The sequence below is a fragment of the Marinobacter salicampi genome (assembly GCF_011074795.1).
GTDB classification, from domain to species: domain Bacteria; phylum Pseudomonadota; class Gammaproteobacteria; order Pseudomonadales; family Oleiphilaceae; genus Marinobacter; species Marinobacter salicampi.
Genome location: NZ_JAAMPF010000008.1, coordinates 124,680 through 139,255, shown reverse-complemented (window position 1 = coordinate 139,255; position 14,576 = coordinate 124,680). Strand labels below are relative to the sequence as shown.

Here is a 14,576-nt window from a genome sequence, read left to right as displayed (position 1 = left end):
AATCCAAACAATAGTCAGGGAACGGCAAAACGTCGAGCAGTCAGGCGCTGGGCGGCCAGGTCCGGCCCCGGCTGAGCATGGCTACCATCACACTCACTAACGTCGAGGCGACGAGAGCTCCGGCGAAGGGCGCCAGCGTAGGGATGCCGCCGGGGAAGCTGGCCGCCATGACACCCGCTGCCACACTACCGCCCGCCAGCCAGCCTGGAGCGATCGCTCCCAGTATACCGGCAACTGCGCCGGCGATCGCCGCCCGGGTGGTCATGGCGGACCACAGGCCCAGTAAAACGGGCACCACTGCCGTCGCGCACAGAAGGTCCGCTATCAGGAAGAGCCGCAGCACCGAATAGCCCTGCAGCGCAATGAGGACTGCCGGTATCATCAGGATAACGATAAACCAGCGCGCAGCGGTGAGCGACATGCCCGATTTTTCCGTCACCGCGAGGGATGCCAGTGCGTTTTGCAAAGTATCGACCGACGAGGCCACCAGGGTCAGGGCCAGAACCAGTGCCAGCAATGACAGCCACGCCGGCGCCCCGGCAAGCAGGGCAAAGAAGGGGATGGGAGGCGAGCCCAGGTCGGTTCCGCTCATGGCAGCGACAATGCCAAGGCCACCGACCACGACCACGACCAGAACCGTAATCAGCCCGCCAAGCAGGGCGCCCCGGCCCAGTTCCGCGCCATCCCGGGCAGACCACACCCGTTGCCAGTAACCCTGGTGGAAAAGGTTAGCTGCGGTCACTGCGATCACCAGGGTCAAGGCAACTGCCAGTGCACTTCCGGTGGGTATATCGGGCAAGGCTGCAGTTTGGGACATGGCTGGCAGTTGCTGAATCCCGACGATGCCCACCACCGCCAGCAAAGCAATCAGAAGCAGAGCCTGCCAGCGATCCGTGACCAGACTGGCCCGCAAGCCTCCCCAGGCGGTGTAGACCAGAGTTGCGATGGCCACCCCCAGAATCGCGACACTGCCGTCAAGGCCGGACAAAAGCCCGGTGATGGCACCGATGGCTGTCAGTTCTGCAATAAGAAAACAGACCATGTACAGCACCGAAATAAGCGCGACCCAGCGCCGCATGACCGTGCCATAACAGGCCTGGGCAAACTCGCCGATACTCCGCCCGGCCGGAAGATAGCGTCGTATTGCCGGGCCGCAGAAAGCGAACACGACAAACGGCAGGGCTGCACCGATGGCGTAGCCGGCCAGGGCCAGCGGGCCCACCAGGGCCCCGACTTCCGGTGGTGCAAAAAGAATCCAGGCGCCCATACCCGATGCCAGGAATGACAGACCCAACGCCTGCGCGCCCTGGCTATTGCGTGCAGTTACGTAGTCGTCGAGCCCGGCATCTGTGACCCGCGCCCGCATCCCAAGCCAGGTGAACAGAATCAAAGCCACAGCCAGGGCTGCTGCCGTTGCATAGACCATGTGCTCGTCCTCAAAACAGAAAAAGGCCCGGCCAAGTATCCTTGAGCCGGGCCCTGGGGCAGGGCTTCAAAAGCCCCAACAGTCACTCAACATCAGGCTTTGGCGCGCGCTTCCGCCAGGGCCTTGTTCAGGGTTTCGCTGGGCTGCATTACTGCCTCGACCTTTTCCTTGTCCGGATGGTAGTAGCCTCCGATGTCAGCCGGATGACCCTGGATGACACTCATCTCTTCCAGAATCTTGTCCCGGTTCTTGTTGAGGAACTCGGACAGCGGTTTGAAATAGGCCTGCAGATCCTTGTCTTCGGTCTGGTCGGCCAGTTCCTGGGCCCAGTACATGGCCAGCCATAAATGGCTGCCACGGTTATCCAGCTCACCGGTCTTGCGGGAAGGCGACTTGTTTTCTTCCAGCAGGCGCCCAGTGGCGCGGTCCAGAGTCGTACCCAGAATCGCAGCCTTGGGGTTGTCGTTTTTCTCGCCCAGATCCTCCAGGGACACTGCTATCGCCAGGAATTCGCCCAGGGAATCCCAGCGCAGGTGGTTCTCTTCCAGCAGCTGCTGGACATGCTTCGGAGCAGAGCCGCCGGCCCCGGTCTCAAACAGGCCACCACCCGCCATCAGCGGCACGATGGACAGCATCTTGGCGCTGGTGCCCAGCTCCAGAATGGGGAACAGGTCGGTGAGGTAGTCACGGAGCACGTTACCGGTGACCGATATGGTGTCCAGACCCCGGATCAGGCGCTCCATGGTCCAGCGAATGGCCCGAACCGGTGACTTGATCTGGATGTTGACGTCGCTGGTATCCTGCTCGTGCAGATACATCTCGACCTTCTTGATCAGCTCGGCGTCATGGGCACGCTCGTCATCAAGCCAGAACACCGCAGGCATACCGGAAGAGCGGGCGCGCCTCACCGCCAGGTTGACCCAGTCCCTAATTGGCTGGTCCTTGGTCTGGCAGGCACGCCAGATATCGCCTTTTTCTACCTTATGCTCGATGAGCACGCGGCCGTCTTCATCCACAACCGTAACCGTGCCATCAGAGGGAATTTCGAAGGTCTTGTCGTGGGAGCCGTACTCTTCCGCTTTTTGCGCCATCAGGCCCACATTGGCTACTGTACCCATAGTGGTGGGGTCGAAGGCGCCGTGGGTTTTACAGAAATTGATCACTTCCTGATAGATGGTGGCGTAGGTACTCTCAGGCATGACCGCCTTGGTGTCCTTGAGCTTGCCATCGGGGCCCCACATCTTGCCGGAACTGCGGATCATGGCCGGCATGGAGGCGTCAACAATGACGTCACTGGGCACGTGGAGGTTGGTGATGCCCTTAACCGAGTCCACCATGGCCAGCTCCGGGCGCTTGGCGTAACAGGCGTGGAGGTCTTCCATGATCATTTCCTGCTTGGACTCCGGCAGGCTCTTGATGCGTTCGGTAACACTGCTCAGACCGTTGTTCGGGTTGACCCCAAGCTCCTTGAACAGCTCGCCGTACTTCTCGAACAGATCCTTGTAGAAGATGGTCACCGCATGGCCGAAAACGATGGGATGGGAAATCTTCATCATGGTCGCTTTCACATGCAGCGAGAACATGACGCCGGTTTCCTTGGCATCTTCCATCTCGTGCTCGAAAAACTCACGCAGGGCCTTGCAGCTCATGAACATGCCGTCCAGCACTTCGCCTTCCTGCAGCTTCAGTTCGGGCTTGAGCACCGTGGTCTTGCCGCTGGTATCGGTAAAATCAATGTGAACCGTACAGGCCTTGTCCAGGGTCAGGGACTGCTCGCTGGAGTAGAAATCGCCCTTGCGCATGTGCGCTACGTGGGTCCTGGAGGCCGGGCTCCACTCACCCATGCTGTGGGGGTATTTGCGGGCAAAGGCCTTCACCGCCGGCGGTGCCCGGCGATCGGAGTTACCTTCCCGCAAAACCGGGTTCACGGCACTGCCGAGTACTTTGGCATAGCGGGCCTTGATGTCTTTTTCTTCGTCGCTGGCGGGGTTTTCAACATAGTCAGGTACTGCGTAGCCCTGCCCCTGCAGTTCGCGGATGGCGGCACGCAACTGGGGAATGGACGCACTTATGTTCGGCAGCTTGATAATGTTCGTTTCGGGATACTGGGTCAGCTTTCCCAGCTCTGCCAGCGAGTCCGGCACCCGCTGTTCTTCCTTCAGGTCGTCAGGGAAGGTAGCAAGAATACGGGAGGCCAGGGAAATATCGCTGGTCTCGACCTCAATGCCCGCCGGGGCAATGAAGGTCTGTAGAATCGGGAGTAGGGACCGGGTCGCCAGAGCAGGCGCTTCATCGGTCAGGGTATAGATGATCTTGGCTTTCGATTTGGTCATTTTCGTCCTCAGGCAATTGTGTTAGTTCAGGACGGTCAGGGCTGAGTCCGGCGTCTTTTGAACCCCAGAGTGAAGCAATGACTGAATACGAACTTATTGGAAGCTTACAAAGATACCAGTTTTTGGGGGCTTCTGAGTACGATTTTAGTCTAAGGATAGCGTTTTTGCAGCGTCATAAAACCCGCTGGAGAGACCGCGAACAGCGGAACATCCGGTACTTAAGGCCCCGAAAAGCAGGCGGCTCCGGATGGGAGCCGCTCCGCAACTGACCCAATGTTACTTTGGCAACAGATTGCTGGCCGCCAGCCGATCGCGGATGGCGTCCAGGGCTTCCGGATTCGCCAGGGCGTCCCGGTTGTCGCTGCGGGCAGCGCCATTGATCAGTCGTGCGACCGCAAGCTCCACCTTCTTGCCGCTGCGGGTATAGGGAATATCGGGCACCGCCACAATATGGCGGGGCACGTGCCGGGGGCTGGCCCCTTCCCGGATACGCCGCTTCAGCCTGGTGACCAGTTCATCCGCCAGAGCATCGCCCCGGGTGGGCACTACGAGTAGCACAACTTCAACGTCACCATCGATCTGCCGGCCCACTACAAGGCTGTCACGAACATCAGCCTCTGTTTCCACCTGACGGTAGATCTCGGCAGTGCCTATGCGGACACCGCCGGGGTTCAGGGTGGCGTCTGACCGGCCGTAGATAACCGCGCCGCCGTGTTCAGTGAAGCGGATGAAATCACCATGGGCCCAGACACCGGGAAAGGTTTCGAAATAAGCCGCATGGTAGCGTTCCCCGTCCGGGTCGTTCCAGAAACTGACCGGCATGGACGGCAAAGGCTGCCGGCATACAAGCTCTCCCCGACCGCCATCAAGGGCATGGCCTTCTTCGTCGTAGGCAGCAGCATCCACTCCCAACAGTCGGCACTGGATTTCGCCCCTGCGCACGGGCAGCAGGGGTGTGCAGCCCACAAAGCAGCCGCAGATATCGGTACCACCGGCAATGGAACCCAACAACACGTCGGAACAGGCCTGGTCGTAGACCCAGTCATAGTCCTCGGGCAGCAGGGGGGAGCCGGTGGAGAACAGTACCCGCAAGGGCGCAAGGTCAAAATCCTTTTTCGGCACCAGTTCAGCCTTGCGACAACCGGCCAGGAACCGGGCACTGGTGCCGAAATGGGTCACCTTTTCGTCTGCAACCGTTTTCCAGAGACTGCTCAGGTCCGGGTAGCCCGGTGAGCCATCCACAGTCACAACCGTGGCACCGGTGAGCAGCGCCGAGGCCTGCCAGTTCCACATCATCCAGCCACAGGTGGTGAAATACAGGAAGCGGTCGCCTGGGCCGACATCGCCGTGGAGCATGAGCTCTTTAGCGTGATTGACCAGCAGACCGGCAGCGCCATGGACAATGCACTTGGGCTTACCTGTGGTACCCGAAGAATACAGAATGTACACCGGGTGATCCGGGGGCAGCGGTGCGAACGAGGGTGCCTGGCCCGCGTTGTCGGCGATTGAATTCTGCCATGGCGTGACCAGCTTGCCGGCCAGATGGGGGGTATCGGGAAGCTGTTGCACGCTGACCACACAACGCAGACTCGGCAAGCCATCAATCAGACCGTTGAAGTCTTCGCGACGGTCAAACACCTTGCCGCCGTAGCCATAGCCGTTCACCGCCACAAGCGCCGTGGGTTCGATCTGGCTGAACCGGTCGAGGATCGCGCCTATGCCGAAATCCGGTGATGCCGAACTCCAGATGGCGCCCAGGCTGGTCGCTGCGAGCATGCCCACCAGGGCTTCATAACCGTTGGTAACCACACCCGCAACCCGATCGCCCACTGCCACACCCTGATTGCTCAGGAAGCCCTCGAGGGCTCCGACGTCGTCGCGCAGCTGCGCGAAGGTGCGACGCAGTACCGGACGGGTTTCACAGTAGGCCACCACGGCTTCACGGTCAGCGCCGTCGCCTTCAGCAGAGGCCAGCAGGTTGCCGGCAAAATTCATTCTCATGCCCGGGAACCACTCGGCACCTGGCATGGAGCGCCGGCCCAGCACCTGTTCCGCAGGCTTCTCACATTTCAGGCCGCAATAATCCCATACCGTCTGCCAGAAGGTCTCCAGTTCGGTAATCGACCAGTGATGCAGGGCGTGGTAGTCGGCAAAGTGGCCATGGCCGCCGGCTTCAAGCCAACGCGCATACCGACCCATGTGACTCTGTTCGAGGGTCTCGGCGCTGGGCCGCCAGACGATCGGCGCCTGTTCTTCAGTGCTCATCAAGTGCTCCTTTAGCCTGTGGCCGCTATTGCATGTGCCAGCCGTGGCTGACAACGATGGACTGTCCGGTAAGGGCGGCCGAGGGGAACGCGGCCAGGTGGACAGCCAGTTCCGAAACGTCCTCCAGGGTGGTGAATTCTCCATCCACAGTATGCCGCAACATAACGTCCCGAATCACGGCCTCCTCGGAAATGCCCAGCTCACGGGCCTGCTCCGGAATCTGCTTTTCAACCAGCGGCGTGCGCACGAATCCCGGGCAGATGATGTTGCTGCGGACCCCGTACTCCGCGCCTTCCTTCGCTACCGCACGGCAGAGCCCGAGAATACCGTGCTTGGCCGACACGTAGGGCGCTTTCAGCGGGGACGCCTCCATGGAGTGGACCGAACCCATAAACAGCATGGTGCCACCGCCATTTTTGTACATCTGGTTGAGCGCCGCCCGGGTCACCAGGAAAGCACCGTTCAGGTGCACGTCAATGACTCGGAACCAGTCTTCGTAAGCGAGCTTGTGGATCGGGTCTATATGCTGCACACCGGCATTGGCCAGAGCAATATCGAGGCCGCCCCACTCCCTGACGATGGCGGACACACCGTCGGCCACCGCTTTTTCATTGGTGACGTCCATGGTCAGCGCCATGGCCGTTCCGCCGCTGGCCCGTATTGCCTCAACCACGTCCTGCGCTCCGGCCGTGTCCAGATCAGCAACGGCTACCCGGGCACCTTCACGGGCATAGTGTTCAGCGATGGCCCGGCCAATGCCGCGTCCAGCCCCGGTTATCAACGCAATCCGATTATTCAGGCGCATGTGGTTGTACTCCTTTATCTGTTTTCATTGGTCGTTCCTGTCCATGCGGCCATCCGGCCATCCGGCTGCCTGTCACGGCCCGCCATAAACTTCGTTGGGCAACCAGGTAGCGAGCTCCTCAAACCAGAACACCAGTCCCAGCCCCAGCAACTGGATCGCGATGAAAGGCAGCACCCCCAGGTAGATATGGCGTGTGGTTATGCCCGGGGGGCAGACACCCTTGATATAGAAAAGCGCAAAGCCTACCGGCGGTGTAAGGAAAGACGTCTGCAGACACATGGCAAACATGATGGCGAACCAGACCGGCTCAACGCCCATTGCGAAAATTACCGGTGCCACCAGCGGCAGTATGATCAGCGTGATTTCCACCCAGTCCAGGAAGAAACCCAGCAGAAAGGTAACAAAAAGGATGATCAGCAGCACCCCGGTCTGGCCGAACGGCAAGCCGGTGATAGCCTCACGGATAACGTCATCCCCGCCCAGGCCGCGAAGGACGGCGGCAAACACCGTGGCACCAATGAAAATGCCAAAAATGAACGCGGTGGTGCGACTGGTCTGGTAGAGGGCATCCTTCAGCACAGCAAGATCCAGGCGTTTGCTCAACAAAGCCATCAGCAGGGCACCAAGAGCGCCTACGGCAGAGGCTTCGGTGGTGGTAGCAATACCAAAGAATATTGAGCCCAACACCGCGATGATCAGCACCATGGGCGGAACCACAGCCAAAAGCACATCGGCCCACACCCGCCAGGTCATGGGCTCGCGGTTCTTTGGCGCTGGTGCCAGGTCCTTCTTGATCCAGGCTGCAATGATAATGTACAGAATGTACATGACACCCAGCATGATACCCGGGATCAGTGCACCCATGAACAGCTTGCCAACCGATGCGGCCGAGGTACCCAGGCGGTCCGACATCAGCACCAGCATGATGCTTGGCGGCACCAGAATGCCCAGGGTCCCCACCGAGCAGGCCGTACCCACCGCCAGGGACTTGTTGTAGTTGGCCTGCATCATGGGACCCAGTGACAGCATCCCCAGCAGTACCACAGAAGCACCGACGATGCCGGTGGAAGCCGCCAGCAATATGCCCACTATGACCACGGTAATGGCGTAACCCCCGCGCAGGGGGCCCAGGACCTTGACCAGACTGTGCATCAGTTTTTCCGCAATGCCGGAACGGTCGAGCATGATGCCCATGAAAATAAACAACGGCAGGGCGACCATCAGCTCATTGGCCACCACACCGTAGATCCTCGCATCCAGCACGCCAATGGTGCCCTGCCAGGTGAACCAGAGGTCGGCATCGAAATACTCCATCATGACGTATCCGACAACCGCAAAGACCAGACCAATACCCGCCAGTGACCAGGCCACCGGAAAACCCAGCAGCAACAGCCCCATAAAGGAGGCGAACATGGCTATTACAAGAATTTCTTCCAGACCCATAGCGTCAATCTCTCACTTAAAACTTGGAATGGTCGTCTGCGCGATCATCCGTGGGCCGCAAGGGGCGGGGGAATCGGAAGAGCAGGGTGCAGCAGCGCAGCGCCCTGGAAAACAGAGCGACCATCACAAGCCCCAGGGCCAGGGCCAGAACGCCTTTGAATATAAACCGGTAGGGTAGACCGCTCGGGGCCTGGGAGCGTTCGTCGTAGATATAGGCTGTGTACGTGTAGGAAACCAGCGATTCGACCATGAGATAGATGATCGGCAAGGCCAGCAGCAGGATACCCACCAGATCAATGATGGCCCGGGTCCGCGCAGAGAACTTTTCGTGAATAACGTCAACCCGCACATGGTCGTCCCGTACCACGGCAAACGCCAGGGTCAGCATCATGGCAGCGCCGAACAGGTGCCAGGACAGCTCTTCCAGGGCAATGGAGCCTTCTTCCATCACAAAACGGCTGAACACATTGGCCAGCACAACTGCCAGCACCGCCAGCCATAGCCAGGATGCCGCTTTACCAATGGCAACGATAATACGGTCAAGCCACAGGGACAGGCGATTGGTGGGAAGATCTTCATTCGCTTGGGCACCGTGCGGCACCGCAGCTTCGGGTGTATCGTTTTGACCGGTCACACAAACCTCGGGCTTACCTGTTTAGACTGACATCGGGGCACCCTGAACAGGTGCCCCGACGGTTTTTCCAACGGGATTCAATACAACGATCAGTCGCTGATCAGTCGTACTCGTAGAAATCCCGTGGCAGGTAACCCTTGCTGTGCCAGATCGAGTGGTGCTTCATGAAGTCGCGCTGACTGGTCAGCACGCGCTTGAACATTTCATCTTCGGATGCAATGTCATCGAGCACCTTGTTGGTGGCATCTTCGAGTTCACGCAGGACCGGCTCTGGCAGGGTCTGGGCGTTTACACCTTCCTCTTCATACTCCCGCAGGGCAGTCGGCTGGGCGTACTCACTCTGGGCGAAGCCTTTCAGGGTCGCGGATTCACAGCCCATCTCGATCAACGCACGACTCTGGGGCTCAAGCTTGTTCCAGACGTCCTTGTTGACCAGCAGGTGTGATGTGGTCAGGGTCTGGTGCCAGCCCGGCATGATGTAGTTCTTGATGATCTGGTCGAGGCCCAGCATCTTGTCGATGGCTGGCTGTGAAAACTCCGTTGCATCAATGGTGCCACGCTCAAGGGCCTGATAGAGCTCGCCCGCAGGCAGCATGGTTACAGACGCACCCAGCTCTTCCAGAACCTTGCCGCCGATGCCTGCGAAGCGAATCCGGAGGCCGTCGAAATCATCCAGGCCTTCGATCGGTTTAGCGAACCAGCCAGCACCTTCCGGACCGATGATGCTGCACAGCATGGGATGGATGTTGCGCTTGTCGTAGATTTCTTCCAGCAGCTCCTTGCCCTCACCCTCGTAGTACCAGGCCAGGTAAGCCGGTGGCTCCATGTTGAAAGGAGCACCCGAGTAAAGCGGAAGCGCTGGAATGGTGCCCTGGTCATAGCCGACCCAGGTGTAGCCGGCCGGGTACTTGCCGGTGCTCACCGCGTCCATTATTTCGAAAGCGGGAATCAGCTCGCCCGGTTCGTAATAGCGCAGCTCTACATCACCGCCGGAAATGGCCTTGAGGTTTTCCGTCAGATGCTTGACCGGTGTGGTCAGGCCGATCAGGTGAGAAGGGAAGGCCAGTGGCACTTGCCAGCGGACTTTTTCTGCTGCCACGTTGGTGGACACGGCAGTGCCCCCGATCAGAGCAGCTACAGCCAGGCCATGGGTCAGTTTTGATAATGGAAATTTCAGAGACATAGATTGATCCTTGTTGTTTTTGTACGACTTTCAGCTTCTACGACAGCAGGTTCCATGCCGTAAACAGGAACCTGTTTTAAATCAATGACCTAGCTTGCTCCTTTCTAAACACTGCTAGCTAGGTGTCCGGAAAAGATTACAGTCTCGCGGAAATCTCGACCTGAAACGTCCGGCTTTTCGGACATGCGTCCTGATTTCAGGACACCCTGGCCAGTTTCTCGTACAGAGCCGAACGGGAAATCCCCAGCAGACGCGCAGCCTGCGACCGATTGCCCCGACTCACCAGCAAAGCATTCCGGATTGCCTCTGCCTCAGCCTCAGCTACCACTTCCGACAGCGGCTTGGCAGCACCACCGTGGAGGCCCGCTTTGCCTGACCTTGAGGCAGCCTGTTTCGGCAGCACCTTGAAAATCGCGTCGGCGTCCAGGGTGCCACTGTCCTCATCCATGGTAAGGGCGCGCTCCAACACATTGCGCAACTCGCGAATATTGCCTGGCCAGTCGTGGGCACTGAGGGCTTCGAGCCCTTCATCAGTGATCTCGCCCCTGACCCCAAGCCCTTGGCAGATGTCCTCGAGCAGAGCCTCACAAAGGATGCCCATGTCGGCAAGGCGATCCCTGAGCGGCGGTATCGGGATCTCCAGCACGTTCAGACGATAGTAAAGATCAGAGCGGAAGCTGCCCTCGGCCATCATGGCCTCTAGATTCCGGCTGGTAGCCGCGATCACCCTGACATCGACCGACTCCACCCGGTTCGAGCCCAGGGCCTCTATTTCGCCCTCCTGCAATGCTCGTAACAGTTTGGCCTGAAGTGCCAGCGGCATATCCCCCACCTCATCGAGAAATAGAGTACCGCCATTGGCGAGTTTGAACTTGCCCTCGCGGGCCCGCTTATCAGCGCCGGTAAAGGCGCCGGGGACCACGCCGAAGAATTCCGCCTCCAGAAGGTTTTCCGGCACCGCTGCCAGATTCACCCCTACAAAGGGCTTGCCTGCCCGCCCTGAAACCGCGTGGATGGACTGGGCCAGCACCTCCTTACCGGTGCCTGTCTCGCCCAGTATCAGCACCGGCATATCCCTGCCCGCCGCCAGCCTGGCCCTGCGTTTCACTTCCAGGGCGGCGGTGCTGGCGCCGACAAAATCACCCAGGCTGTAACGGGTCCCCCGGGCGTGGCGGGCGAGCGCTTTGCGGGCAGCCAGCAGGTCCTGGTGAAGGCGGCGGTATTTGCTGACCAGGGGAGTAAGAGGCTGAAGATCATCATAAAGAACAAAGGCGACAGCGCCGATAACAGCGCCACTTTCATCAAAAAAAGGCAGCCGGGTGACCACCAGTTGCTGATCGCCATATTCCATGATGTCCAGTAAGAGAGGACGGCCGCTGGCCACCACTTCCGGCATGCGTGTGTGTGGGATAACGGGTCTGACCGGCTGTCCGATGACGGCTTCCGGATTGTCCACGCCAAGCAGTGCTGCATAGCTGGCATTGATCCAGGTAATCCGGCACTCACTGTCCACTGCAATGGCGCCGGCACTGGCCTGCTCGAACATCGGGAACATGGCTTCAATCAGGTCGCGGGTAAGGCCGGTCTTGTTATTATCGGCAAAGGGCTGAGCCATAGACTGAGTACGCCTGGTTATGGGTCTTATTTTATTCTAGCGCTAATCTGGACTCTCGCGAGCACCACCTACTGAAGAGGCTGGAGCCGGCGCCTTATGGTGGCTACCAGCTGGCTCACTACCTCCCGTGCTTCGCCGTCGTGCTGCAGACGGAAGGTCTCGCGATAGGAGTCGATGCTGGTTCCCGGCTCGCTCTGTCGATAGTCCAGGTACTGACAGGCTGCCAGATGCGCCTTGATTTCGGCATCAATAAGGCGGCTCAGCAGATCATCTAGCTGTTCATCATAGAACGGCCTCAGGGCATTGGTTTTGGCCCGGGCCTCCAGCGCGGCATTGCGGGCGGAAAGACGACTGTCACTGGCATTCTCACCAGCCTCCACCGCCCGCAAAAACACGCCGACGCGGTCATGAAGAGCCCAGGTAACGGCCCAGATCCCTTCGTACACGGCTTTTTCGTGATTAAAACGTTCAACGGAAATGGCCGCATTCGAACTGGGCGCACCACGACTACGCGAGGCCTGTTTTGCCGGTGGAGCGTCAATTTCGGACTCGCCCCCATCGGTCGGGCGCTGCATCCGGACATCGTCCATTTCATGCCAAAGCGTATCCAGGCGTCTTTTCAGCACGTCCTGTTCGGCTTCAAGGCTACGTTTGATTGCGGTAATGGCGACGATGGCGACCAGCGCTGCCAATACCAGGCCGGCCGCCAATCCCAAGAGGGGATGGGCCTCCAGATAGGCGAGTACAGACTCCAGCTCCATGGATACTCCTTATACGTACAAAATATGACCACAGCAGTTTCGCACAGGTCGAAACGAACCGATACCGCTCAGACTGGGTTAGAGTGCTTTATACTCTGGCTTCAGAGACCGGGCCGTACTGTGCCTGACCCGGGATTAGCAGTTAACTGCCGGCTTATTAAACTTGTGAGAGGTAGGCAATACCCAGATGACGCCCGGAATCAATATCGCCAGAAAAGCCGGGATCCGGTTTCAGGTCCACGAATACACACATGACCCGAAATCAGAAGCTTATGGTCAGGAAGCGGCCGAAAAACTTGGCCTGCCTCCAGACCGGGTTTTCAAGACCCTGGTGCTTGAGCTGGATAGCAGGGAACTGGTGGTCGTGGTACTGCCTGTGTCCCGGATGTTGAGCATGAAACTCATTGCCCGCGCCGCCGGTGCCAAGAAGGCTTCTATGGCACAGCCTCAGCTGGTGGCCAGGAGCACCGGCTATGTGCTGGGCGGTGTCAGCCCTCTGGGCCAGAAAAAACCCCTGAGAACCTGGATTGATAGCTCGGCCCGGGGCCATTCGACCATTTTCGTCAGCGCCGGGCGCCGCGGCCTGGAAATAGAGCTCAGCCCGGGCGCGCTTCGGGACCTGACCAACGCTAGCTTCTGCGAACTCAGCCAGGACCGAACGGATTGAGTACAGATCAGGACGGGCGCAGGAGAATCCAACCGTTCAGCCCAGACGTATCCAGAGCCACTGGTTAGCCAAGCCCAATCAAGATAAGAGAACAGCCTGTGAACAAAGCCATCGCTACGCTGGCACGACTGTTGGTGCGTCCATTGCGGAAATACCCCGGACTTACGCTGTTCTGCGCCCTTACCAGCCTGCTGGTTTCCGGCTGCGCCACCCATATAAACCAACCGGACAGTACGCTGTCTACGCCCACGACAGACTACGACGTTGAGCACAACCTAGTCTTCACGCCCCCGGACTGGCCTCAGGCCCTGCAGGCAGATCTGTACCGGCCCCGGCGCGAGGATCCCGCACCCGCTGTGCTCATGGTCCACGGCGGCGGATGGGAGCGCCGCTCCCGCGAGGACATGGACTGGATAGCCGAAGAGCTTGCGGGCCGGGGTTTCATGGTGATGAACATTGACCACCGCTTTGCCCCGGAAGCCACCTTTCCAGCTCAGCTTTATGATGTGCAGGTCGCCATGACATGGCTTCACGACCATGCCGCAGACCTGGCGCTGGACCCGGAAGCTATTTCGGCCTTCGGATTCTCCTCCGGTGCCCATCTGATCAGTCTCATGGCGGCTCTTGCCGGCAGCGGACATGAGCTGGATGAGCCCTACGGCGGAGCCCGGCTGCGGCCGAAAGCCGTGGTAGCCGGGGGGTTGCCGGCCGACCTGCCCGCCTTCGGTACCGGCAAGCTGTTGAAGCAGTTGCTGGGCGGTACGCTGGCCGAAAAGCCTGACGCCTACCGGAACGCCTCACCGATTACTCATGTGGGTCCTGAAACGCCGCCGTTCTTTCTGTTTCACGGCGCCATGGATTCGCTGGTGCCGCTGGAGCAGGCCACCGCTTTCCGTGCCAAACTCGCCGCAAATGACATTGAAAACCAACTGTATATCATGCGCTTGCGAGGTCATATCACCAGTTTTCTGACCGCAGGGACAGTGCTCGACGAAGCCGCCTCGTTTCTGCTGCGCCACAGTACGTCCGGGCCGGACAGGGACCAGGTCAAAGACCCAGAAACGGGGCCAGACTCAGCACCAGAATGAAGACCGCCGCCAGCAATACAAACACGACACTCAGCGGCTTGCGCCGGAGCCTGAGCCAGAACCCGGGCACCTGGCCGGAGGCGCGGGCTTTTTCGTACTCCTCCCGCTGACGGCCGAAGCGCTCACCCTGATAAGCTTTCAACAACTCACGGGCCCTGGCTGCCTCTGCCCTGTCGTGCACCCAGAAACCACCCATGCTGATGCCCCAGCGGCTTGGCGGTGTCTCGTAATAGCGAACCTCATGGGCTTCAAACAGAGCACGGATCTCATCGGCTTCATCGTCAGGTACGTGTCTCAGATTCATCAGGTGATAGGGCATAAATACTGTCTGCTGTTGGCTGGGGCTCGTGCAGCCA

General features: G+C 59.4%; 12 protein-coding genes. 2 read left to right on the top strand and 10 right to left on the bottom strand.

Annotated elements, in window-relative coordinates:
- Nucleotides 1–40: 40 nt before the first annotated feature.
- The 9 genes from G7W63_RS03305 to G7W63_RS03265 form a co-directional block, all read right to left on the bottom strand.
- A complete protein-coding gene (locus G7W63_RS03305) occupies nucleotides 41–1,426 on the bottom strand; it encodes a sodium:solute symporter family transporter (RefSeq protein WP_166253096.1) in 1,386 nt (461 codons plus the stop codon).
- A 92-nt stretch (nucleotides 1,427–1,518) separates the two neighbouring features.
- Nucleotides 1,519–3,759: an NADP-dependent isocitrate dehydrogenase gene (locus G7W63_RS03300; RefSeq protein ID WP_166253093.1), complete on the bottom strand. Its 2,241-nt coding sequence runs from the start codon at nucleotides 3,757–3,759 to the stop codon at nucleotides 1,519–1,521.
- A gap of 276 nt (nucleotides 3,760–4,035) precedes the next feature.
- Nucleotides 4,036–6,024: an acetoacetate--CoA ligase gene (locus G7W63_RS03295; protein WP_166253090.1), complete on the bottom strand. Its 1,989-nt coding sequence runs from the start codon at nucleotides 6,022–6,024 to the stop codon at nucleotides 4,036–4,038.
- Between the two features lie 25 nt (nucleotides 6,025–6,049).
- The gene (locus G7W63_RS03290; protein WP_166253087.1) at nucleotides 6,050–6,829 is read right to left on the bottom strand and encodes a 3-hydroxybutyrate dehydrogenase; all 780 of its coding nucleotides are present in this window, start codon (nucleotides 6,827–6,829) and stop codon (nucleotides 6,050–6,052) included.
- Nucleotides 6,830–6,901: 72 nt separating this feature from the next.
- Entirely contained in the window at nucleotides 6,902–8,272 is a 1,371-nt protein-coding gene (locus G7W63_RS03285; RefSeq protein WP_166253084.1) for a TRAP transporter large permease, read from the bottom strand.
- Nucleotides 8,273–8,288: 16 nt separating this feature from the next.
- The gene (locus G7W63_RS03280) at nucleotides 8,289–8,906 is read right to left on the bottom strand and encodes a TRAP transporter small permease subunit (protein ID WP_242634292.1); all 618 of its coding nucleotides are present in this window, start codon (nucleotides 8,904–8,906) and stop codon (nucleotides 8,289–8,291) included.
- Between the two features lie 100 nt (nucleotides 8,907–9,006).
- Nucleotides 9,007–10,089, bottom strand: coding sequence for a TRAP transporter substrate-binding protein (locus tag G7W63_RS03275; protein WP_166253081.1), 1,083 nt, complete (start codon nucleotides 10,087–10,089; stop codon nucleotides 9,007–9,009).
- Between the two features lie 196 nt (nucleotides 10,090–10,285).
- On the bottom strand, nucleotides 10,286–11,704 hold the full coding sequence (locus tag G7W63_RS03270; RefSeq protein WP_166253079.1) for a sigma-54 interaction domain-containing protein: 1,419 nt from the start codon (nucleotides 11,702–11,704) through the stop codon (nucleotides 10,286–10,288).
- Between the two features lie 68 nt (nucleotides 11,705–11,772).
- Nucleotides 11,773–12,465: a hypothetical protein gene (locus tag G7W63_RS03265; protein ID WP_166253076.1), complete on the bottom strand. Its 693-nt coding sequence runs from the start codon at nucleotides 12,463–12,465 to the stop codon at nucleotides 11,773–11,775.
- Nucleotides 12,466–12,652: 187 nt separating this feature from the next.
- On the opposite strand from G7W63_RS03265, the gene ybaK reads away from it, so the two are divergent.
- Both ybaK and G7W63_RS03255 read left to right on the top strand, forming a co-directional pair.
- On the top strand, nucleotides 12,653–13,132 hold the full coding sequence (gene ybaK, locus G7W63_RS03260) for a Cys-tRNA(Pro) deacylase (RefSeq protein ID WP_166253073.1): 480 nt from the start codon (nucleotides 12,653–12,655) through the stop codon (nucleotides 13,130–13,132).
- Between the two features lie 98 nt (nucleotides 13,133–13,230).
- Entirely contained in the window at nucleotides 13,231–14,220 is a 990-nt protein-coding gene (locus G7W63_RS03255) for an alpha/beta hydrolase (RefSeq protein WP_242634291.1), read from the top strand.
- On the opposite strand, the gene G7W63_RS03250 is transcribed toward G7W63_RS03255, so the two are convergent.
- Nucleotides 14,180–14,539 carry a DUF6164 family protein gene (locus G7W63_RS03250; RefSeq protein ID WP_166253070.1) on the bottom strand — a complete coding sequence of 120 codons (360 nt, stop codon included), beginning with the start codon at nucleotides 14,537–14,539 and terminating at the stop codon, nucleotides 14,180–14,182. The genes G7W63_RS03255 and G7W63_RS03250 overlap by 41 nt on opposite strands.
- Nucleotides 14,540–14,576 lie beyond the last annotated feature (37 nt).

Coding starts and splice junctions, on each gene's coding strand:
- G7W63_RS03305 (WP_166253096.1), bottom strand. CDS start 1,426: ATGGTCTATGCAACGGCAGCAGCCCTGGCTGTGGCTTTGATTCTGTTC.
- G7W63_RS03300 (WP_166253093.1), bottom strand. CDS start 3,759: ATGACCAAATCGAAAGCCAAGATCATCTATACCCTGACCGATGAAGCG.
- G7W63_RS03295 (WP_166253090.1), bottom strand. CDS start 6,024: ATGAGCACTGAAGAACAGGCGCCGATCGTCTGGCGGCCCAGCGCCGAG.
- G7W63_RS03290 (WP_166253087.1), bottom strand. CDS start 6,829: ATGCGCCTGAATAATCGGATTGCGTTGATAACCGGGGCTGGACGCGGC.
- G7W63_RS03285 (WP_166253084.1), bottom strand. CDS start 8,272: ATGGGTCTGGAAGAAATTCTTGTAATAGCCATGTTCGCCTCCTTTATG.
- G7W63_RS03275 (WP_166253081.1), bottom strand. CDS start 10,089: ATGTCTCTGAAATTTCCATTATCAAAACTGACCCATGGCCTGGCTGTA.
- G7W63_RS03270 (WP_166253079.1), bottom strand. CDS start 11,704: ATGGCTCAGCCCTTTGCCGATAATAACAAGACCGGCCTTACCCGCGAC.
- G7W63_RS03265 (WP_166253076.1), bottom strand. CDS start 12,465: ATGGAGCTGGAGTCTGTACTCGCCTATCTGGAGGCCCATCCCCTCTTG.
- ybaK (WP_166253073.1), top strand. CDS start 12,653: ATGACGCCCGGAATCAATATCGCCAGAAAAGCCGGGATCCGGTTTCAG.
- G7W63_RS03250 (WP_166253070.1), bottom strand. CDS start 14,539: ATGCCCTATCACCTGATGAATCTGAGACACGTACCTGACGATGAAGCC.